This is a genomic window from Chelativorans sp. AA-79, assembly GCF_029457495.1.
Classification (GTDB): domain Bacteria; phylum Pseudomonadota; class Alphaproteobacteria; order Rhizobiales; family Rhizobiaceae; genus Chelativorans.
Window position 1 is genome coordinate 1,776,081 of sequence record NZ_CP120361.1, and the last position, 21,292, is coordinate 1,797,372.

General features: G+C 64.6%; 20 protein-coding genes and 2 pseudogenes. 16 read left to right on the forward strand and 6 right to left on the reverse strand.

Features of this window, described 5'->3' with window-relative positions; translation table 11 throughout:
• Positions 1–136: 136 nt before the first annotated feature.
• From PVE73_RS08625 to PVE73_RS08675, 11 genes are all read left to right on the forward strand, one after another.
• Complete coding sequence (locus tag PVE73_RS08625; protein ID WP_277366544.1) at positions 137–1,132, forward strand: iron-siderophore ABC transporter substrate-binding protein; 996 nt, start codon at positions 137–139, stop codon at positions 1,130–1,132.
• Positions 1,129–2,172, forward strand: coding sequence for an iron ABC transporter permease (locus tag PVE73_RS08630; protein WP_277366545.1), 1,044 nt, complete (start codon positions 1,129–1,131; stop codon positions 2,170–2,172). Before PVE73_RS08625 ends, PVE73_RS08630 begins: the two co-directional genes overlap by 4 nt.
• Before the next feature lie 2 nt (positions 2,173–2,174).
• Positions 2,175–3,209 (forward strand): iron ABC transporter permease, encoded by a 1,035-nt coding sequence (locus PVE73_RS08635; protein WP_277367389.1) that lies wholly within the window; start codon positions 2,175–2,177, stop codon positions 3,207–3,209.
• A complete protein-coding gene (locus PVE73_RS08640; protein ID WP_277366546.1) occupies positions 3,206–4,018 on the forward strand; it encodes an ABC transporter ATP-binding protein in 813 nt (270 codons plus the stop codon). The genes PVE73_RS08635 and PVE73_RS08640 overlap by 4 nt, the downstream gene beginning before the upstream one ends.
• Before the next feature lie 166 nt (positions 4,019–4,184).
• On the forward strand, positions 4,185–4,964 hold the full coding sequence (locus tag PVE73_RS08645; RefSeq protein WP_277366547.1) for a FadR/GntR family transcriptional regulator: 780 nt from the start codon (positions 4,185–4,187) through the stop codon (positions 4,962–4,964).
• A complete protein-coding gene (locus PVE73_RS08650) occupies positions 4,961–5,917 on the forward strand; it encodes a tripartite tricarboxylate transporter substrate binding protein (protein ID WP_277366548.1) in 957 nt (318 codons plus the stop codon). Before PVE73_RS08645 ends, PVE73_RS08650 begins: the two co-directional genes overlap by 4 nt.
• Before the next feature lie 40 nt (positions 5,918–5,957).
• Positions 5,958–6,431: a tripartite tricarboxylate transporter TctB family protein gene (locus PVE73_RS08655; RefSeq protein WP_277366549.1), complete on the forward strand. Its 474-nt coding sequence runs from the start codon at positions 5,958–5,960 to the stop codon at positions 6,429–6,431.
• Positions 6,431–7,924: a tripartite tricarboxylate transporter permease gene (locus tag PVE73_RS08660; RefSeq protein WP_277366550.1), complete on the forward strand. Its 1,494-nt coding sequence runs from the start codon at positions 6,431–6,433 to the stop codon at positions 7,922–7,924. Before PVE73_RS08655 ends, PVE73_RS08660 begins: the two co-directional genes overlap by 1 nt.
• Positions 7,921–8,610, forward strand: coding sequence for an SDR family oxidoreductase (locus PVE73_RS08665; protein WP_277366551.1), 690 nt, complete (start codon positions 7,921–7,923; stop codon positions 8,608–8,610). The genes PVE73_RS08660 and PVE73_RS08665 overlap by 4 nt, the downstream gene beginning before the upstream one ends.
• An 11-nt stretch (positions 8,611–8,621) precedes the next feature.
• Positions 8,622–9,317 carry an RraA family protein gene (locus tag PVE73_RS08670; RefSeq protein WP_277366552.1) on the forward strand — a complete coding sequence of 232 codons (696 nt, stop codon included), beginning with the start codon at positions 8,622–8,624 and terminating at the stop codon, positions 9,315–9,317.
• A gap of 11 nt (positions 9,318–9,328) precedes the next feature.
• Positions 9,329–9,859: a 2,4'-dihydroxyacetophenone dioxygenase family protein gene (locus PVE73_RS08675; RefSeq protein WP_277366553.1), complete on the forward strand. Its 531-nt coding sequence runs from the start codon at positions 9,329–9,331 to the stop codon at positions 9,857–9,859.
• Between the two features lie 216 nt (positions 9,860–10,075).
• On the opposite strand, the gene guaA is transcribed toward PVE73_RS08675, so the two are convergent.
• The 4 genes from guaA to PVE73_RS08695 all read right to left on the reverse strand — a co-directional run bounded on the left by guaA (position 10,076) and on the right by PVE73_RS08695 (position 14,888).
• Positions 10,076–11,638 carry a glutamine-hydrolyzing GMP synthase gene (gene guaA, locus PVE73_RS08680; RefSeq protein WP_277366554.1) on the reverse strand — a complete coding sequence of 521 codons (1,563 nt, stop codon included), beginning with the start codon at positions 11,636–11,638 and terminating at the stop codon, positions 10,076–10,078.
• Between the two features lie 210 nt (positions 11,639–11,848).
• Positions 11,849–12,892 (reverse strand): L-idonate 5-dehydrogenase, encoded by a 1,044-nt coding sequence (locus tag PVE73_RS08685; protein WP_277367390.1) that lies wholly within the window; start codon positions 12,890–12,892, stop codon positions 11,849–11,851.
• A gap of 17 nt (positions 12,893–12,909) precedes the next feature.
• Positions 12,910–13,674, reverse strand: a complete 765-nt coding sequence (locus PVE73_RS08690) for an SDR family oxidoreductase (protein ID WP_277366555.1) — start codon at positions 13,672–13,674, stop codon at positions 12,910–12,912.
• Between the two features lie 14 nt (positions 13,675–13,688).
• Complete coding sequence (locus PVE73_RS08695; protein WP_277366556.1) at positions 13,689–14,888, reverse strand: mandelate racemase/muconate lactonizing enzyme family protein; 1,200 nt, start codon at positions 14,886–14,888, stop codon at positions 13,689–13,691.
• A 200-nt stretch (positions 14,889–15,088) separates the two neighbouring features.
• Here PVE73_RS08695 and PVE73_RS08700 point away from each other — a divergent pair, with 200 nt between their 5' ends.
• The 4 genes from PVE73_RS08700 (at position 15,089) to PVE73_RS08715 (ending at position 18,886) form a co-directional block, all read left to right on the forward strand.
• The gene (locus PVE73_RS08700; protein ID WP_277366557.1) at positions 15,089–15,832 is read left to right on the forward strand and encodes a GntR family transcriptional regulator; all 744 of its coding nucleotides are present in this window, start codon (positions 15,089–15,091) and stop codon (positions 15,830–15,832) included.
• A gap of 64 nt (positions 15,833–15,896) precedes the next feature.
• Positions 15,897–16,916, forward strand: a complete 1,020-nt coding sequence (locus tag PVE73_RS08705) for a TRAP transporter substrate-binding protein (RefSeq protein ID WP_277366558.1) — start codon at positions 15,897–15,899, stop codon at positions 16,914–16,916.
• Positions 16,917–16,976: 60 nt separating this feature from the next.
• On the forward strand, positions 16,977–17,561 hold the full coding sequence (locus tag PVE73_RS08710) for a TRAP transporter small permease (protein WP_277366559.1): 585 nt from the start codon (positions 16,977–16,979) through the stop codon (positions 17,559–17,561).
• Positions 17,558–18,886: a TRAP transporter large permease subunit gene (locus PVE73_RS08715; protein ID WP_277366560.1), complete on the forward strand. Its 1,329-nt coding sequence runs from the start codon at positions 17,558–17,560 to the stop codon at positions 18,884–18,886. The genes PVE73_RS08710 and PVE73_RS08715 overlap by 4 nt, the downstream gene beginning before the upstream one ends.
• A 76-nt stretch (positions 18,887–18,962) precedes the next feature.
• On the opposite strand, the pseudogene PVE73_RS08720 reads toward PVE73_RS08715, so the two are convergent.
• Positions 18,963–19,223: pseudogene (locus PVE73_RS08720) on the reverse strand (transposase); the annotation flags it as partial.
• 75 nt (positions 19,224–19,298) lie between these two features.
• On the opposite strand from PVE73_RS08720, the gene PVE73_RS08725 reads away from it, so the two are divergent.
• The gene (locus PVE73_RS08725) at positions 19,299–20,324 is read left to right on the forward strand and encodes an IS110 family transposase (protein ID WP_277364553.1); all 1,026 of its coding nucleotides are present in this window, start codon (positions 19,299–19,301) and stop codon (positions 20,322–20,324) included.
• A gap of 272 nt (positions 20,325–20,596) precedes the next feature.
• Here the strand turns inward: PVE73_RS08725 and PVE73_RS08730 are convergent.
• Positions 20,597–21,283: pseudogene (locus PVE73_RS08730) on the reverse strand (IS630 family transposase); the annotation flags it as partial.
• Between the last annotated feature and the right edge of the window lie 9 nt (positions 21,284–21,292).

The following is a 21,292-nucleotide window of genomic DNA, read 5'->3' on the forward strand; positions in this document are numbered from 1 at the left end:
ATTGTAAATTTCACCGTTCTTGTAGAAGCCTGCGGAAACTTTGGCGCTCCACCGCAGACGCGCCGGCACCCGACTTGACGTCGTCAGGTGAACCTGAGACTGAAAGTCCACTTAAGCCTCATAGAGGGTACTGCCAATGCTGCGGTTCTTCCGTCTGACCGTGCCGCTTGCCGCGACATGCCTCTCATTCATTGCATTCGGTTGTGCATGGGCGGGGGAAACCACCTATCCCATCACCATCGAGCATGCGCTGGGCACGACGACCATCACCGAGAAGCCTGAACGGGTCGCGACGGTTGCCTGGGCGAACCATGAGGTTCCGCTGGCGCTCGGGGTCGTGCCTGTCGGCTTTGCCGCGGCCAATTTCGGTGATGACGATGGCGATGGGCTGTTGCCCTGGGTAGCCGAAAAACTGGCCGAGCTCGGCGCCGGCAAGCCGGTGCTTTTCGACGAGGGCGACGGCATCGACTTCGAGGCGGTCGCCGCCACCGATCCCGATGTGATCCTGGCATCCTATTCGGGCTTGAGCCAATCGGATTACGACACGCTCAGCCAGATCGCCCCGGTCGTCGCCTATCCTGAAGCCCCATGGTCGACCGACTGGCGCGAGATGATCCGCTACAACAGCGCCGGGCTGGGCATGGCCGCCGAGGGCGAGGCGCTGATCGCGCAGATCGAGGCCGAAATTGCGGAAACGGTCGCCGGCTACCCTGAACTTCAGGGCAAATCGGCAATGTTCATCACCCATCTCGACACGACCGACCTCAGCACCGTCAATTTCTATACCGGGAACGATACACGGGTGAAGTTCTTCACCGATCTGGGGCTGAAATCGCCGAAAAGCGTCATGGAAGCGTCGGAGGCAGGCCGCTACTCGGACTCCATCAGCGCCGAGCGGATCGATGCGTTCGACGATGTCGATATCGTCGTCACCTATGGCGACCGGAGACTGATCGACGCGCTGGCGGCCAATCCGCTCATGTCCAGGATGCCGGCCGTCGCCAACGACGCGGTGGTCCTTTTGGGCAGGGATCCGCTCGGCACGGCGGCAAATCCCACACCGCTTTCGATCCCGTGGGTGCTTAAAGACTACTTGGTTTTGCTTGCAAAGGCGGCCCAAAAATCCAGATGACGGCGCAGAGCATCGAGGCATCTGGTCGGGTGTCTTTCCCCGGAAGGTCGAACCGTAGCCGCACCCTCTGGCTGGCTGCGGTGATCGCGGCCTGTGCAGCGCTTTGCGCCCTTTCCGTGGCGGTCGGCACGCGCGACGTGGCCTGGACCGACATCGTCGCAGCACTTGGCGGTCAGGTCGACAGCATCGGCCGGGCCGCGGTTGCCGTGCGGGTTCCGCGGACACTGCTGGCCCTGCTTGCCGGGGCGGCACTCGGGCTCGCCGGGGCGATCATGCAGGGCGTGACCCGCAATCCCCTGGCCGATCCGGGTATCCTGGGCGTCAATATGGGCGCATCGCTTGCCGTCGTCGTCGCGGTCGCCTGGTTCAATATCACCTCGTCCCATGCCTATATCTGGACGGCCATTCTGGGGGCAGGGGCGTCGGCGGTCTTCGTTTATGTCATCGGCTCCCTGGGGCGCGGCGGGGCAACGCCCCTCAAGCTGGCGCTTGCCGGAGCCGCCACCTCGGTCGCCTTCTCCTCGCTGGTCATCGCGGTGGTGCTGCCGCGAAACGACATCGCGGGCGGCATCCGTGCTTGGCAGATCGGCGGCGTGGGCGGAGCGACCTTCGACCGCATTTCCCACGTGCTGCCGTTTCTTGTTCTGGGCTTTGCCATAAGCCTGCTTTCGGCACGCAAGCTGAACTCGCTGGCCTTGGGCGACGAGTTGGCGGCCGGGCTTGGCGAGCGCGTCGCCGTGGCCCGCGCGGTCGCCGCGCTTGGCGCCATCCTGCTGTGCGGAGCGACCACGGCGATCTGCGGGCCGATCGGCTTTGTGGGGTTGGTCGTGCCGCATCTGTGCCGCCTGCTGGTCGGGGTCGATCACCGGTGGCTGCTGCCGTTTTCGGCACTTGGCGGGGCATGCCTGCTTCTGTCCGCCGATATCGTCGGGCGCATCATAGCCAGACCGGCCGAGCTCGATGTCGGCATCATCACCGCCTTCGTCGGCGCCCCCTTCTTCATCTGGATCGTCAGGCGCCAGCGGGTGCGTGAGCTGTGACGATGCTTGCCTCCACCATCGATTCCCTCGTCGACAACCGCCGCCGCCGTACGCGCAAGCACAATTTCGTGGTCGCCGTTCTGGTGCTCCTGCTGGCCGCGACCTTCGCCCTGGCGCTGTCTCTGGGACAATCCTTCACGCCGCCGAACGACGTCATCCGCGTGCTCTTGGGCGAGGATGTGTCGGGCGCGAGCTTCACCGTTGGGCAGTTGCGGCTGCCACGGGCGGTTCTGTCGGTCCTTGCGGGCTTGAGCTTCGGGTTCGGCGGCGTGGCCTTCCAGATCATGCTGCGCAATCCCCTCGCCAGCCCGGACATCATCGGCATCAGCTCGGGCGCAAGCGCTGCGGCCGTCTTCGCCATCGTCGTGCTGTCGCTCAGCGGGCCGGTCGTCTCGATCTTCGCCGTCATCGCCGGCTTGGGCGTGGCGCTGCTGGTCTATGCTCTTTCGTGCAGGAACGGCGTTGCCGGAACGCGGCTCATCCTCGTCGGCATCGGCGTTTCGGCCATGCTGGAAAGCTTCATCGCCTACATCCTCTCCTACGCTCCCGCCTGGAGCCTGCAGGAGGCGATGCGCTGGCTGACCGGCAGTGTCAACGGCGCGCAGCTAGGCCAGGCGCTCCCGCTTCTCCTGGCGCTCGCCGTCCTCGGCGGGCTTCTTTTAAGCCGTTCGCGCGACCTGGAGACGCTGAGGCTGGGGGATGACGCCGCGGCCGCGCTGGGTGTCGGGGTTGCCGGCACCCGTATCATTGTCATCGTCGCGGCGGTCGGCATGATCGCATGCGCGACGGCGGTAACGGGGCCGATCGCCTTCGTCGCCTTCCTGTCGGGGCCGATTGCCGCCCGCATCGTGGGAAGCAACGGTTCGCTGTTGGTCCCCTCGGCGCTGATCGGGGCGACGCTCGTGCTGGTCGGCGATTACTGCGGGCAATTCCTTTTGCCGAGCCGCTATCCGGTGGGCGTGGTGACCGGCGCGCTGGGTGCTCCCTACCTGATTTTCCTGATCGTCCGCGTCAATCGGACGGGAGGCTCGCTATGACTGCTCATACCCTCACCGTCAGCCAGCTTTCGGCCGGTTACGGCGATGCCGACGTCCTGAGCGGGCTGGAGCTCGCCGTGCCGCCCGGCAAGATCACCGTGATCGTCGGCGCCAATGCCTGCGGCAAGTCCACGCTGCTGCGCGCGATGTCCCGGCTCATCGCGCCGCGCCGGGGGCATGTGCTGCTCGATGGCAAATCGATCCACCGGACCCCGTCGCGGGAACTGGCCCGCACATTGGGCCTGCTTCCCCAGTCCCCCATCGCGCCGGAAGGCATCACGGTCGCCGACCTCGTCAGCCGTGGAAGGCACCCTCATCAGGGCATGTTCTCACGCTGGACGCGCAGGGACGACGAGGCCGTGGATGCCGCACTCACGGCAACCAGGACCGTGGAGCTTGCCGAAAGGCCGGTGGACGAGCTCTCCGGCGGGCAACGCCAGCGCGTCTGGATCGCCATGGCGCTGGCGCAGCAGACAGAGATCCTGCTCCTGGACGAGCCGACGACATTTCTCGACATCAGCCATCAGGTCGAGGTGCTGGATCTCCTGACCGATCTCAATCACACGCGCGGCACCACCATCGTCATGGTGCTGCATGACCTCAACCTGGCGGCGCGCTATGCGGATTACCTTCTGGCAATGGTGGAGGGGCGCCTGCACGTCTCCGGCAAGCCGGAAGAGGTGCTGACGGAAGAGAACGTGCGGCAGGTCTTCGGCCTCGAAAGCCGCATCATCACCGACCCGACCTCCGGCAGGCCGATCATGCTTCCCATCGGCCGGCACCGGATGGCAACGGGGCAAGTTCGTTGATTTCCGCTCCTCCGTTTGGCGGGCGTATCATCCCTGAATGCCAAGGCGCGGGTCTGTCATTCCTGACAAGCGACTTATTCATCCGATGAATGCTTGACGCGATTGCCTGAGATGCGATACATCCTACCAATGCGCGAGGAGGCGTATCGGGAGGATGGCCAGCGCCATGACTGGCAAAGTCAATTGGCAATCACGAACAGCCCATGCGGCGGCCGCGATCGGGAAGGCTATCGTGACGGGGCAGTTCCCCGAGGGAGCTGGCCTGCCACGAGAACCTGAGCTGGCGGCCGCATTCGGTGTCTCGCGCAACACGCTACGCGAAGCCATGAAGGCGCTGGCGGCCAAGTCGCTGGTGGAAATCGCCCCGCGCCGCGGGACCGTCGTCCTGCCCAGCGTGCGGTGGAACGTCCTCGATCCCGACGTTCTCGACTGGTCCGGCGGCGGCCTCAATCGCGATGCGCGCTTCATGCAGGAGTTGCTGACGACGCGTCAGGCGGTGGAGCCGATGGCGGCCGCCGAAGCGGCGCTGCGGGCGACGAGGATGCAAAGACAGGCGGTGGCGCGCGCATGGGAGGCCATGGCGTCGCTTGCCGACAGCATGGACATTCCCGCCAAGATCGAGATCGATCTGGCATTCCATGTGGCCATTGCCGATGCCTCCAACAACCGGTTCCTGATCTCGATCATGGGCTCGATCACCCACGCGTTGCGCGAGAACCTGCGCATGCTCAACGACGAGGGCGGAAATTACGAGGGAAACCTCGCGAACCATCGTCTTGTCTCCGAAGCGATCGCCCGCGGCGATGCCGAAGCCGCACGGGCGGCAATGAATTCGCTCGTCGCCCAGGCGAGGGCGGATACCAGCAGGCAGATTCCTGAACTCAACGATGTTTCAACGGACCCCGATGCGGTCCAGCGAGCACACCCAAGGGAGGACCGAAGATGAAGAAACTTTTCCTGGCACTGATCGCCACCAGCGCATTGGCCGCGCCGGCATTCGCCGAGTACCCCGAGCGCCCGATCACCATGATCGTGCCCTGGGCGGCGGGCGGCGGCACCGACGCGGTCGCGCGCATGCTGGCGCAGGAACTGCAGGCCCAGCTCGGCCAGCCAGTCAATGTCGTCAATCGCGAAGGCGCAGGCGGCATCGTCGGTCACACGGCGATGATCGACGCCGAGCCGGATGGCTACACGATCGGCCTCGCCACGGCCGAGATCACCACCTACGCCGCAATTGGTTCGTCGTCGATCAGCGCGGAAAAGATGACGCCCATCGCGCTCGTCAATTTCGATGCATCCGCCTTCAATATCAGCGCGGACAGCCCGTGGCAGACCGTAGAGGAAGCTCTCAAGGATATCAGCGCCAATCCCGGCCAGTATAAGGCGTCGGGCTTCCCCGTCGGCGCCGCCTACCATCTGGCTTTTGCCGCGTTCATGAACACGCATGGTGTCGATCCCAAGGCCCTGACCGTCGTGCCGAGCCAGGGTGCGGCGCCCGGCTTCCAGGAGCTCGTGGCCGGCGGCGTCCATGTCGTCCCCTCGTCGCTGCCGGAGGCCAAGCCGATGCGCGATGCAGGTCGCGTTCGCACGCTGGCTGTTCTTGCTGACGAGCGCCTCGATGCCTATCCGGACGTCCCGACTGCGGAAGAGGCGACCGGTACGGCATCGGTCGGCGGAACCTGGCGCGGCATCGTCGGCCCTGCCGGGCTGCCCGACGACGTGGTGGCCAAGCTCGAGGGTGCCGTGAAGACCGCCTATGACAGCGCCGCCTTCCAGGAGTTCATGGCCAACCGGGGTTTCGGGCTGAGGTTCCTTGGCTCGGGCGAGTTCGCGGAGTTCATGACCAGCGCCGCCGCCACCAATGCAGAGGTCATCGACAAACTCGGACTGAAGCAGTGACAACACGCACCATCGCCGCATCCCCCAACGGGGGTGCGGCATGAAGCTCAACGATGCCGTCTTCGGCTTCTTCTTCCTGGCGCTGGCGCTCGTCGTCATCTGGCAGGCCTGGAGCATGCCCCAACTCACGGGGCAGGGGTTCGGCGCCGGCACATTTCCGATGATCGTCGCCGTCATCATGGCAGGCTGCGGAATTTCTCTGGTGATCAGCGGTCTGCGCGCGCCGGCTGTCACGCCCTGGGTCGTTATCGATCCCTGGCTGCGCAAACCGGGTGCGCTGACGCGGATGGCGTCCGTTCCCGTGCTGGTGATCCTCTATATCGTGCTGAGCGGGCGCATAGGCTTTCCCATCCTCGTGCCGATCCTGCTGACGGGCATGCTTTGGCTGACCACGAAGCGCCTGCTGCTGTCTATCATCGTGGCAATTTCGACGAGCGCCTGCATCTGGTTCCTGTTCGTGCGCATCCTGGCGGTCCCGCTGCCGCTTGGTCTCCTGACGGAGGTCATCTACTGATGGATACCCTTGCGGCCGCAACGAGCATGGTTTTCCGTCCCGACGTGCTTGCCATCATCGTCGCGGCCTCGGCCTATGGTCTCTTCATCGGCGCCATACCCGGGCTGACCGCGACGATGGGTGCCGCACTTCTCGTTCCCATCACCTTCTTCCTCGAGCCCGTCCCAGCCATAGGCGCGATCGTGGCGGCCACCACCATGGCGATCTTCGCCGGCGACATCCCGGGCGCCATGCTGCGCATTCCCGGCACTCCGGCCTCGGCGGCCTATACCGAGGACGCCTACAAGATGCGTCAGAAAGGCCAGCTCGAGCTGGCGCTCGGTGCCAATCTCTTCTGCTCGGCCATCGGCGGTCTCGTCGGCGTCGCGGTGCTGGCGATCGCGGCACCCCAGATCGCCGAGTTTGCCCTCGGCTTTTCCAGCTACGAGTATTTCTGGCTGGCTCTGCTCGGCCTCACCTGCGCGGTTCTGGTGTCGAGCGCATCGGCGGTAAAGGGCGCACTTTCCCTCTCGATCGGATTGCTCCTGTCGACGGTCGGTATCGACGTGGTGATGGGATCGCGGCGCTTCACTTTCGGCGAGACCGAGCTTATCGCGGGAATCTCGATCATCCCGGTGCTCATCGGAATGTTTGCGATTGGCGAGATCCTGCGCCGCATCGGCGATCCCATGGCCATACCGCCTTTGCCGAAAGCCCGGATGGAAGCGATGCTCGCCGGTGTCGGCCGAACGCTCTGGATGTATCGCAACGGTGTCGCGCGCAGCTCAGCGATCGGCGCTATCATCGGTGCCCTGCCGGGTGCAGGAGCCGACATTGCCGCCTGGGTCACTTATGCCATTTCTAAGCGGTTTTCGCGTACTCCGGAGAAATACGGCTCCGGCCACCCCGAAGGTATCGTCAACGCCTCTTCGGCCAACAATGCCGCCCTGTCCGGTGCTTATGTCCCAACGCTGGTCTTCGGCATTCCGGGCGACACGATCACGGCCATCCTCATCGGAGTCCTCCTGATGAAGGGGATCACGCCCGGCCCGATGGTCTTCGTCATGAACGAGGGTCTGGTGAGCGCGGTGTTCGTGATCTTCGTCCTTGCCAACCTCCTGATGATTCCGCTCGGGCTCCTGGCGGTGCTGGCCGCGCGGCGCATCATGGGCGCGCCCCAGCCCATCCTGTTCCCCATCATCCTGGTCTTCTGCATCATCGGTTCCTTCGCGTCCAACAACACGCTCTTTGACGTCTGGCTGATGCTGGGTCTCGGCCTGGTCGCCTTCGTTCTCGAGGAGAATGCGTTTCCGTTGGCGCCGATGATCCTCGGACTGATCCTGGGACCCTTGGTGGAAGAGAACCTCATGCAGTCGCTCATCAAGTCTTCCGGCGGCTTCGCCGAATTCTTCGCCCGTCCGATCGCGGGGACGCTGGGTGTGTTCACGCTCGGCCTTTGGGCGCTGATGCTGTTCTTCGCGCTGCGTCGCCGCATGCAGGAGGCGCCGCAATGAAACAGGTCGTTGTCATCGGCGGCTCGGGCGGCATCGGCCGCGCAATCGCCCGGGGTTTTGCCGCGCAGGGCATGCTGGTGCTGGCGACCGGCCACGAGCCGGTCGCTGCCGAGGGCGGTATCGAGGACCGGGTCCTGGATGTTCGCGATACGCGTTCCGTCGAGGCCTTGTTCGCCGGTCTCGACCGGCTGGACGTGCTCGTCAACGCCGCGGGCATCATCCGGCGAGACGGTTCCGAGTTCACGCCGGACGGCTTTGCGGATGTCCTCGATATCAACCTGACCGGGACCCTGCGTGCATGCAGCGCCGCGCGCCCGCTGCTCGCCAGGCATGGCGGATGCATCATCAATATCGCCTCGATGCTCTCTTATTTCGGCAGCGCGGTGGCTCCGGCCTATTCCGCATCCAAGGGGGGAATTGCGCAGCTGACAAGGTCGCTGGCGATCGCGTGGGCGGGAGAGGGCATCCGCGTCAACGCGCTCGCGCCCGGCTGGATCGCCACCCCGCTGACGAGCGCGCTGCAGGCAGACCAGGCGCGCAGCGCGCCGATCCTCAACCGCACGCCGATGCGGCGCTGGGGAACCCCGGAGGACCTGGTCGGCCCAGCCCTCTTTCTCGCATCCGACGCATCCGCGTTTGTCACGGGCGTGATCCTGCCCGTCGACGGCGGCTATTCCGCCGCATAATGGAGACATCGATGAGCAAGCCCTACGCCGACGACAACGGCCTTTTCGCCCTGATGAAGGAGAAGCTCTTCACCGCCGTCATTGGTGACGTGCTCGATCAGATGGGCCTGATGAACCAATTCCTGCCCGCCGGCATCGGCCCGCTGCAGCGTGACACGGTGATGGCCGGCCGCGCCATGCCGGTGCTGGAGGCGGACGTGTTTCCCGGCGAGGCGCCCGACGCGGCCGGGCCGCTCACCATGAAGCCGTTCGGCCTGATGCTCGAGGCACTGGACAATCTTCGTCCGGGCGAGATCTATGTCGCAACTGGCGGGTCCATGCGGTATGCCCTGTGGGGAGAGCTGATGTCCACACGGGCCAGCTATCTCGGCGCGGCGGGTGCCGTCCTGAACGGCTATGTGCGCGATGCGCGCGGCATCGAGGCGCTGGGTTTCCCGGCATTCTGCCGGGGGGTCTATGCCCAGGACCAGGGGCCGCGCGGTAAGGTCATCGACTATCGCTGTCCCGTGGAGATCGAGGGCGTGCGCATTGCGCCGGGATCGCTGATCTTCGCAGACCGCGAGGGTGTCCTAGTGATACCACGGGAGGCGGAGGAGGAGGCGGTTCGCCGGGCACTCGAAAAGGCCGCGACGGAGAGCGAGGTCGAGAAGGCCATCCGTGCCGGCATGGGGGCCACCGAAGCATTCGACACCTTTGGCGTCATGTGAGCAGCGCAGAGATGAACAAGAACCCGACCGCCGACGAACTGGCCAGAATGCCATACCAGTTGCCGATGCCCACGGAAGCGGCCGCCGACCTCGTCGTGCCGCACGCCATTCCCCAGGACGATCGAATATGGGTGCCGCAGGCGCAGAACGTGTGGTTCCGCCCACTCTGTCTCAACATCTCCCATGGCTACTGGGTGAACCTGCTCAAGGTCCGCAAGGCCGGTGTGCTCAGCCGCCATCGCCATCCGGCGCCGGTTCATGGCTTCGTCCTCAAGGGCCGCTGGCGTTATCTGGAGCATGACTGGGTGGCCGAAGAGGGCGGCTATGTCTACGAGCCTCCGGGCGAGACCCACACGCTCGTCGTCCCCGAGGATGTCGAGGAGATGATCACGCTGTTCCAGGTCAACGGCGTGATGTGCTACGTCGATCCCTGGGGGAAGGTAACCGGCTACGAGGATGTCTTCACCAAGATCGACCTCTGCCGGAAACACTATGATGCCATTGGGCTCGGAGCGGACTACGTCGTCAACTTCATCCGCTGAGAAGCCGCCCTCGGCCCGACCGCCAACCGCTCCGTCTCCTTTCGTGCGGCAAACTCCGGTGTGTCCGCTTGGAGCGCTCGCCTATCTGCCTCGCGAGGCGCGTTCGCACTGGCGTTGTGGGCGCATCGCCGCTTTCGCAGATCCAGTACCCCGGCGGTGGAACACGACGGACGGTGTCGGTCTGTCAAGAATATCGGGCCGAGTCAGATCTATCCCTCACTCCCACTCGATCGTGCCCGGCGGCTTGCTTGTCACGTCGTAGACGACGCGGTTGATGCCTTTCACCTCGTTGATGATGCGGGTGGCGGCGCGGCCGAGGAATTCCATGTCGTAGTGGTAGAAATCCGCCGTCATGCCATCCACGGAGGTCACGGCGCGGAGCGCGCAGACATATTCGTAGGTGCGGCCGTCGCCCATGACGCCGACGGTCTGGACGGGCAGGAGAACGGCGAAAGCCTGCCAGATCGCGTCATAGAGGCCGGCCTTGCGGATTTCGTCGAGATAGATGGCGTCGGCGGAACGCAGGATCTCCAGCTTCTCGCGCGTGACCCCGCCGGGGCAGCGGATGGCGAGGCCCGGGCCCGGGAAGGGATGGCGACCGATGAACCGGTCGGGCAGGCCGAGTTCCTTGCCGAGTGTCCTCACTTCGTCCTTGAAAAGCTCGCGCAACGGCTCGACGAGCTTCATGTTCATGCGCTCGGGCAGGCCGCCGACATTGTGATGCGACTTGATCGTGACGGAGGGGCCGCCGGTGAAGGAGACGCTCTCGATGACGTCGGGATAGAGCGTGCCCTGGACGAGGAAATCGGCGCCGCCAAGCTTTTTAGCCTCTTCCTCGAACACTTCGATGAAGAGGCGGCCGATGGTCTTGCGCTTCTTCTCCGGATCGCTCTCGCCCTCGAGCGCGCCCAGGAAACGGTCGGAGGCATCGACCAGGATGAGCGGCACGTTGTAATGCTCGCGGAACATGGCGACCACCTCGTCCGCCTCGTTCCTGCGCATCAGGCCGTGATCGACGAGGATGCAGGTGAGCTGCTCGCCCACGGCCTCATGCGTGAGCAGCGCGGCGACGGAGGAATCGACGCCGCCGGACAGCGCGCAAATGACCTTGCCGGACCCCACCTGCCGGCGGATGGCCTCGATCGCCTGCTCGCGATAGGCGGCCATGGTCCAGTCGCCCTTCAAGCCTGCGATCTTGTGCACGAAATTGGAAAGGAGCTTGGCGCCGTCGGGCGTGTGCACCACCTCCGGGTGGAACTGCACGCCGTAATATTTCCGCTTCTCGTCGGCGATCGCCGCAAAGGGCGCGCCGGAGGATGTGCCCACCACCTTGAAGCCCGGCGGGATCGCGGTGACGCGGTCGCCATGGCTCATCCACACCTGGTGGCGCGTGCCGGGCGCCCAGACATCGGCGAAAAGCGCACAATCCTCCTCGATCTCCAGGAAGGCGCGGCCGAACTCGCGATGGTCGCTGCCTTCCACCTTGCCGCCGAGTTGGGCGCACATGGTTTGCTCGCCGTAACAGATGCCAAGCACGGGCACGCCGGACTGGAAGATGGCATCGGGCGCACGGGGGCTGCCGATATCGACCGTCGAAGCCGGGCTGCCGGAGAGGATCACGGCTTTCGGCTTCAGGCGCAGATAAGCTTCCTCGGCGGACTGGAAGGGGGCGATCTCGGAATAGACGCCGGCTTCGCGCACGCGCCGGGCAATCAGCTGCGTGACCTGGCTGCCGAAATCGATGATGAGGACGGTGTCGGGGTGGGTCGTGGTGCTCATGGCGAGGCTTTAAAGAAGGAAGCGATTCCGCGCAACAGGCCGGACAAAGGTTTCGCCGGATTCTTTCATGTTCGATGCTTCACCCCGCCGTCGAACATGACGCCTCGAGAAACCGTTCCAGGACGTCATTCCGGCCGTCTGTGATCACCACTCCCGTCTGGTCCAGACCGGCGCGATCTCGCTCCGCAACCCTGCACGAGTGCGCGCTCTTCAGGCCTGGCTCAAGATGAGCTGGACCTTCATCGCTCTTGCGCGGTCACCCGCAAGATCGAACGCTTCCTTCGCCTGCTCGAGCGGAAAGGTCCGGGTGACCATTCCCGAGAGGTCGACGGCACCGGACGAGATGAGGCCGACGGCCAGTGAGAATTCATCATCGAAACGGAAGCTGCCCACGACGTCGAGCTCTTTGGTGACGACCGAGGGCAGGGGGAAATCCAGCGATCCGCCCAGTCCCACCGCGACCAGTTTCCCGCGCGGACGCAGGCACTCGACCGCGGTGGCGAGCGCCTGCGGATGCCCGGTGCAGTCGAAGGCGACGTCGATGCGCCCCTTGCCTTCCTTGCAGGCGTCGAGGGCGGCAGGCCGCGTGCCTACGTCCAGGCACTCGTCGGCACCCAGGCGTTCCGCCAGGCGAAGCGGCTCGGGAACCACGTCGCAGGCGATGATCCGTCCCGCACCGGCGTGGCGCGCGGCCGCGATCGTCAGGCAGCCGATCGGGCCGCAGCCCGAAACGAGCACGGTGGCGCCGAGGAGGGAACCTGCCCGCTTCACCGCATGAAGGCAAACGGCGAAAGGCTCGGCGAGCGCCAGCAGTGCCGGGTCGGCCGGGGCGCCGGCGCGGACGGCCTGGACCGCGGGAACAACCATGCGCTCGCGGAAGAGCCCTTGCGCGTGGGGGAACCGCATGGCGCTGCCGCTGAAGACCATATCGAGGCACTCGTTGCGGAGGCCGCGCCGGCACTCCTCGCAACGCCCGCAGGGCTTCGAGGGGTTCACGGCCACGATATCTCCAACCGAAAGTTCTTCGACGCCGGCACCGACTTCTTCGACGACGGCCGACGCCTCATGGCCCAGGATCATCGGCTCGCGGATCCGGACCGTGCCGAAGCCGCCGTGGTGGTAGTAGTGCAGGTCGGAGCCGCAGATCCCGCCGGCGAGGATACGGAGGCGGACCTCGCCTGCGGCAGGGTCGGCAGGTGTCTGCCGCTCCTCGACGCGCAGATCATGGGCGGCATGGGCGACAAGGGCGCGAATCATAAGCTTTTTCCGTGCTAGAGGACCGACAGCATGCCGCCGTCGACATAGATGATCTGGCCGTTGACGTAGTCCGAGGCCGCGGAAGCGAGGAACACCGCGGCACCCATCAGCTCTTCCGGCTTGCCCCAGCGCCCGGCCGGCGTGCGGCCTTTCACCCAGGCATCGAATTTCTCGTCGTTGACGAGCGCCTCGTTCATGTCGGTGAGCATGTAGCCAGGGCCGATGGCATTCGCCTGGATGCCGAATTTCGCCCACTCCGCCGCCATGCCCTTCGTCAGGAGCCGGATACCGCCTTTCGCGACGGTGTAGGGTATGACCGTCGCACGTGCGAGCTCGCTCGTCAGGGACCCGATATTGATGATCTTGCCGTGGCCGCGCGGGATCATCCGCTGCGCCGCTGCCCGGCCGGCGAGGAACGCGCTGGTGAGATTGGTGTCCATCACCCGCTGCCAGTCGGCAAGCGCCAGCTCCACCAAGGGCTGGCGGTGCTGGATGCCGGCGTTGTTGACGAGGATGTCGATCTCTATTCCCTCTTCATCGAAGCGGCGGAAGGCAGCCTCGACTTCCTCCTCCTTCGCCACGTCGAAGGCAGCCTCGACGACGTCGTATCCCGCCTTGCGCATTTCGTCGGCAACGGCGGAAAGGGCCTCGGCGTTGCGGCCGTTGAGGACCAGCCGGCCCCCCGCGTCGCCGAGCCCCCGGGCAATGGCCTGGCCCAGGCCGCGCGAGGAGCCGGTGATGAGGGCCGTGCGGCCGGTCAGATCGAAGAGTTTGGACATGCTGGAGCTCCCCTTCAGATTTCGCTCTTGCGGTGCGTCAGGTCGGGGCGTTCAAAGACCTGCGGCAGCAGATCCACGCCAAGGCCCGGCCCTTCCATCGGGTATACGTAGCCGTTTTCGATCTTCGGAACGGCGGTGACGAGTTCCTTGTACCAGCCGGTATAGAAGGCGCGGACCGATTCCTGGATCAGCGTGTTCGGCTGGCTGAAGGAGGTGTGGACGGCCGCCGCGAAGGCTACCGGGCCGGTACAGTCGTGCGGCGCGAAGGGGCGATGATAGGTGTCGGCGAGCGCCGCGATCTTGCGCCCCTCGGTCAGGCCGCCGGTCCAGCACAGGTCGACCATGGCGATGTGCGTCGCGTCGCGCTCGAGCATGTCCTTGTAGGGAAAACGCGAGCCCAAGGTCTCGCTGGCGCAGACCGGAACGGTCGTCGAGGCGGCATACTCGGCGAGCGCCTGGGGCGAGTTCATCCGAATGGGGTCTTCGAACCATGCCGGGTCGTAGGGCTCGAGCGCTTTTGCGATCTTTTTCGCGGTGGGCAGGTTCCACAATGAATGGAACTCCACCATGATCTCCATCTTGTCGCCGACGACTTTGCGGATCTTCTCGAACGGCTCGATCGCGGCCTTCATCTCTTCGGCGGAGATGAACAGGCCGCGATTGCGGATGCCTGCTGGATCGAAGGGCCAGATCTTCATGGCGGTGATACCGCTTTCCAGGAGATTCTCGGCCAGCGCGCCGGCATCCGACATGAAGCCGGAGAGATCCTCGTAAGGGCCGTCGCTGGCGCCGATGTTCCAGGTATCGACGGGACGGATGTTGCGGTTGCGCACATAGCCGTAGCCCGCGCAGGTATTGTAGACCCTGAGCTTCTCGGCACAGAGACCGCCGAGCATCTGGTGGACGGGCTGCCCGCACACCTTCCCGAACAGGTCCCAGAGCGCGATGTCGATCGCCGAGGCGGCGCGATATTCGGCGCCGGTGGAAGCCTGGGCGAGCGGCAGGTCCACCATGGTCCGGTTCAAGGCCTCGATATGCAGCGGGTTTTCGCCGAGCAGCCGCGCGGCGAGCGTATCGTGGATATGGGCCTCCACGGCGCCGGCGCCGTAGAAGGTCTCTCCCAGTCCGATGACGCCAGCATCCGTGTGCACACGCACCCACAGCACGTTCGAAAACTCGTCGGTGCGCAGCGTTTCGATCGCCGTAATCTTCATTCAGTCTCGCCCTCTCTGGAGTCCTCGCCGGCGGAAACCTCCAAACCGGCAGCGTTGACATGTCAACATATTCCGTGAAATATCACTCGGCAAGTCATGACGGAGTTGAGACTGAATTGCGGAGGACGGGCTCTCCCCCCGATGCGGACAGAACCACTCCCGCCGCCATCGAAGGCGGTGGAGGGGCGGGGGATTCGCGCATGTTCGACGCGGGGCTCGACCTGACCTCGCAGGCCTATGAGCGCATCGAGGAGCTCTTCGTGGCGATGCAGCTCGCGCCGGGCGCCTTGCTCAGGACGCAGGACCTGCAGGAGATGCTGGGCCTCGGCCGCACGCCTGTGCATCAGGCGGTCATGCGCCTTGCCGCGGAGACACTTCTGGAGATACGCCCGCGCAACGGGCTGCGCATCGCGCCGATCGACCTCGCGCGCGAGCGGCGGCTCACAACCGTGCGGCGGGACCTCAACCGCTTCGTTACCGAAGCGGCAATGCGCAACATGACGCCGAACGACCGTGCGCGGCTCCTCTATCTGCGCCGGTGGCTGGAAGAGAACCGGCGGGATATTTCCGTCGAGGCGTTCAACGAGGTGGACAAGTCGTTCGATATGCTCATGATCCGGGCATCGGGCGAGCGCTTCCTGGAGCAGGCGCTACGCCCCCTCCACGCCATCGCGCGGCGGATCGGCTATCTGCACCTTACCCAGATCAGCGGCAAAAAGGGGCTGCAGGCCACCATCGACCGTCATCTGGCGATCATGCATCAAATCCAAAAGGGGGACGAGGCGGCCGCGTGCTCGGCATCGGACGATCTCATCACCTTCAGCATCGCAATGATCGACGAGGTTGGGGACTCGATCAATCCCGCCCTTTTCGATACCACTCTGCCGACGGTAAGAGCCGTCCGGCCGAGCGCTTCCTCAGCCAGCAGCACGGGGACAGCGTAATAAACGTGGCACCGCAAGGACCGCGGTTGCCGAACAATAACACCTACCCTTCGGGAGGACTGTCATGAGACGTCTGTTGATCAATGCCTCGGCCGCGCTGGCGGCCATCCTGCTCGCCGGCACCGCCTGGGGGCAGGAATTCACCTTCCGCTTCCAGTCCTCGGACCCGGCGGGAAATCCCAATTTCGAGTATCAGAAGGGCTGGACCGAACTCGTCGCCGAAAAGTCGGGCGGGCGGATTCAGATCGAACTGCTGCCGGTCGGCTCCGTGGTCGAGTACAACGAGACGCTCGATGCGGTCGCCGCTGGCATCCTCGACGGCCAGATCTGCGACAGCTCCTACTGGGCCGGCAAGGATCCGGCCTTCGGTCTGATCGCCAACCCCGTCGGCGCCTGGTCCGATCCGGAGCAGATGATCGACTTCGTGGAGAACGGCGGCGGAAAGGAACTGATGCAGGAGCTCCTCGGCTCCTACGGGCTGCACTTCATCGGCGTGTCGACGCCAGGCCTCGAGGCCTTCGTCTCGCGCGTGCCGCTCGAGGGCGTGGATGATCTCAAAGGCGTCAAGGTCCGCTCGCCCGAAGGGCCGATCGCCAACGTCTTCGCAGCCGCAGGTGCTGCTCCGGTGAACCTGCCGGCCTCGGAAGTCTACACGTCGCTGGACAAGGGCGTGGTGGATGCGGCCGACTACTCGGTCTTCTCGGTGAACCAGCAGCAGGGTCTGAACAAGGTTGCGCCGCACCCGGTCTATCCCGGCTTCCACTCGCTGCCGCTCGTGGAGGTTTCCATGAACCAGGCAAAGTGGGACGCGCTGCCCGATGATCTCAAGGCGCTGCTGGAAGAGACGGTGAAGGAATTCCAGCAGACCCAGATCAATGGGTTGAAGGAAGCCGACCAGGCCGCCCTGGCCGAGGCCGAGGCCGACCCCGCGATCACCGTCCACAACTGGCCCGAAGAGGAACGTGCGAAGTTCCGCAAGCTCGCGGTTGCCGAATGGGAGCGCATCGCACAAGGCTCGCCGATGGCGCAGAAGGTGTTCGATACCCTCACAGGGTATTTGCGTGAAAAGGGCCTTCTGCAATAAGGCTCACGACGGCCGCCATCGCGCGGCCGTCGCACTTCTGGCTGCAGTTCGGGTGGTACGATGAAAGACGGGCAAGACACTTTCGAGGCGGCCGATCTCGCCCCGACAAGCGAAGGCGTCGGCAGCATGGCTCCGGAAGCGGGCGTCATGGGGCGTATCGTGGACAAGGCAGGCTATCTGTTCGCCGCGGGCATTGTCGCCGCGGCGATCATTCTCCTGATGGAGGTCTTCCTGCGCTATGTTTTCAACAGCCCGACGATCTGGGCGCATGAGACCACGGTCTTCCTGTGCGGCATCGCCTTCACCTTCGGCGGCCTCTACTGCACCTGCCGCAACAGCCACATCCGTGTCGTCCTCCTCTACGACCTGTTCCCGCCACGCGTCCGACGGATCGCCGACGTCCTGATCTCGCTGGTATGCGCGGTGGCGAGCGCCTTCTTTGCCTATGCCGCCTACCATATGGTGGAGCGCGCCGTTTTTGCTCCTTCCGGTGAGATCCGGCTGGAAACGACGGGCAGTGCGTGGAGCGCGCCGACGCCGGCGCTGATCAAGGTCTTCATCTTCGTGATCATGATTCTGCTCGTGCTGCAGTTCCTCATCCTTGCGTTCAACTACGCCCGCAAACGTCCGGGATCCCCGCGATGACCGATTTGCTGGATCTCGGCATCAATCTTCAGGCGCTCGGCATCGGCTGGGGCACCATCGTGATGTTCGCTTTGCTGGTGGCATTGCTCCTGACAGGCATGCCACTCGCTTTCGTCACCCTGCTCGTGGCGCTGATCTTTGCGCTGGGATGGTTCGGCCCGATGTCGATCCCGCTCATCACGAGCCGGGTCTACTCGTTCGTGATGAACTTCGTGTTCGTCTCCGTGCCGATGTTCGTGCTCATGGCTGCGATTCTCGACCGTTCGGGGATCGCGCGGGACCTCTTCGACGCCATGAAGCTGTTTGCGGGGCGTATCCGCGGCGGTGTCGCCGTGCAGACCGTCTTCGTCTCGGTGATCCTCGCGGCGATGAGCGGCATCATCGGCGGCGAGATCGTGCTCCTGGGCCTCATCGCCCTGCCGCAGATGCTGCGGCTCGGCTATGACAAGAATCTCGCGATCGGCGTCGTCTGCGCCGGTGGCTCGCTGGGCACGATGATCCCGCCTTCGATCGTCCTCATCATCTACGGGCTGACGGCGAACGTCTCGATCGGAGACCTGTTCACGGCCTCCTTCCTTCCCGGCTTCATGCTGGCGATGTTCTATGTCGCCTATATCCTGTTCCGCGCCTATTTCACCAAGGGCGTGGTGCCGGACGTGGAGCAGGAGCCGATTCCTGCGGCGGAAAAGCTGCGGCTGCTCAAGGGTCTCGCGCTCCCGATCCTCGTGGTCGTCGTCGTGCTGGGATCGATCTATGGCGGTATCGCTTCGGTTACGGAAGCATCGGCCATCGGCGTCGGCGGGGTGATCCTCTCCACGATCCTGCGAGGCGAATTCTCCTACACCCTGATGCGCGACGCGGCGCTTCAGACGCTCGCCACGGTGGGGATGATCGTTTGGATCGGCATCGGCGCCACCGCCATCGTCGGCGTGTACAACCTGATGGGCGGCGTGAACTTCGTTTCGGACCTGATCACCGGCATCTCCGACAACCCGACGGTGATCGTACTCTTCATGATGCTGATCCTGTTCTTCCTCGGGGCGTTCCTCGATTGGGTCGGGATCGCGCTGCTCACCATGCCGATCTTCGTGCCGATCATCAAATCGCTCGGCATGGATCCGGTCTGGTTCGGCGTTCTGTTCTGCATGAACATGCAGGTATCGTTCCTGTCGCCACCCTTCGGCCCGGCCGCCTTCTACCTGAAGAGCGTCGCGCCGCCAGATATCTCCCTCGGCACCATCTTCAGGTCGCTCCTGCCTTTCATCTGCCTGCAGATACTGGCCGTCGGCCTGCTCGTTGCCTTCCCCGGCATCACGGGCCGCTAGCGCGGGCGAAGGGTGAACCGCTCTTAAGGGGCGAGGTTTGGTCCTCGCCCCGTATCGTCAAAACCACTAGAGCCTTTCAGGTTTTGGCGGAAGCGTATCCTGCATTGACGAAGTAGTTGCTGCATTCACTGGGCTGGATTGAGGAGACGAGGCCGCCGATATGACGCCATGTCTCCTCATGGTTCACTTTTTGGGCCGCGCGCATCCAGTGCTTGATCTTGGCGAAAGCCTGCTCGATGGGGTTAAGGTCTGGGGAATAAGGCGGCAGGTACCAGAGCCTTGCGCCGGCGGCTTTGATCATCTGCCGGACGGCGGCCGACTTGTGCGAGCCGAGATTGATGGGGTGGACGCCCCCTCACGGCATCGCTGTGCCAAAGTGGTGTCGTTGATCATCACTTGAACGGAGGCGTCCATGTTGGAAGTTAACACAATCGGATTGGACCTGGCGAAGAACGTGTTCCAGGCGCACGGCGCAGATGGGTCGGGAGCTGTGCTGTTCCGGAAGAAGCTTCGCCGCGATCAGGTACTTCGCTTTCTTGTCGATCAGCCGGCCTGCACGGTTGCCATGGAAGCGTGCGCCGGCAGCCATTACTGGGCGCGGGAGATCGCGAAGCTCGGGCACGAAGTCCGGCTGATCGCTCCGGGATACGTCAAGCCATTTGTGAAGCGTCAGAAGAACGATGCGGCTGACGCCGAAGCAATCTGTGAAGCTGCGCAACGGCCGACCATGCGGTTCGTGGCGGTGAAGAGCGAAGAGCAGCAGGCTGCGGCAATGGTGTTCCGCATCCGCGATCTTGTGGTTCGCCAGCGGACCCAGACGATCAATGCAATACGCGGCCATCTTGCGGAATTTGGACTTGTGGCTGCGCAAGGCCTCTTCCACGTGGCCAAGCTCATCGCGACGATTGAGGATAAGGGTTCCGCCATCCCCGAAGCCGCCCGCCCGATCCTGTCTCTACTCGTTGAGCAGTTACGGGCGCTGGATACGAGAGTGGCCGAACTAGACCGAGAGGTCGCTCGGCGCGCCAGAGAGGATACGGAAGCCAGGCGCTTGATGACCATTCCCGGTATAGGACCGGTCACCGCGACGGCGCTTGCCGCGTTGGCCCCGTCCGCTCAGACCTTCGAGAGAGGCCGAGACTTCGCGGCATGGCTCGGACTAACGCCGCTGCAACGTTCTTCGGGCGGCAAGCAGAAGCTCGGCGAGACGACTCGAATGGGCGAGCGAACCCTGCGACGGCTGCTGATCATTGGGGCCAGCGCCGCCGTGCGCTGGGCCATGCGGAAGGGATCGACCGGGGATCCGTGGCTTTCGCGGATGCTTGAGCGCAAGCCACCCATGCTGGTCATCGTCGCCTTGGCCAACAAGACGGCGCGCATCGTGTGGGCATTGATGGCCAGAGGCGGAACCTATCGAACGCCGGCCATAGCAGGATAGTCCGCTCTATACCGCTCCTCGAGCGGGCTGCCATGGTGTGAGAAGGTCGAACGGAGAGTATGGCGCAACGGTCAACGAGACGGGATCGGGAAAACCAGATCATGGATACGTGCCTTGAGCACGCGAGATTGAATTGGACCCGCTCCGCGAACTCCCATACGGGCCCGCGGCATGTAGAACGCCGCATCAGAGGCCGGACACATGTCAGCACCTGACCACGCTCCGCGCTCTTCGAAAAGATTCTTCTTGCACCAACGGGGGCGTCCACACATGTCCATGACGACGATGTCGCCCGGTTCAAGCACCGGCACGAGCTGCTGCTCGACATAGGCGCGGAAGCACTGGCCGTTGATCGGTCCATCGAAGACGCAAGGCGCCGTCAGCCGGTCATGGCGCAAAGCGCCGAGGAAGGTCAGCGTGCGCCAGTGGCCGTGCGGGGCAAAGCCGCGCAGGCGCTTGCCGCGTGGTCCCCAGCCCCGCAGCGGCGCCATGTTGGTCTTGATCCAGGTCTCGTCGATGAACACCAGCCGTGTCGGATCGAGACCGGACTGCCAAGAACGCCAGCGTTGCCGCCGGCGGGCGATGTCGGCACGAGCCTGCTCAAGGGCGAACAGCGTTTTTTTGAACCGAAGCCCCTCGCGGCGCAGGAACCGCCACACCGTATCGTGCGACACCTTCACGCCGCGCGCCGCCAGCTCTTCCTTCAGCTTGTGCAGCGACAGATGCGGCGTCTGGCTGATCCGCTCGGCGATGAAGGCACGGTGCGGCTCCAGCACGCGCTTGCGGTGCCCGCCCATCTTGCCCGGCGCCACAGACCCGCTCGCACGGTAGCGCTGAGACCACTTCACCGCCGACGAGACGGCAACGCCGAAACGAGCCGCCACCGACCGGCAGCTCTCGCCGGCCTCGACCGCCCCAACAACACGTTCACGCAGATCATTCGAAAGAGGTCGCGTCATCCCATGCTG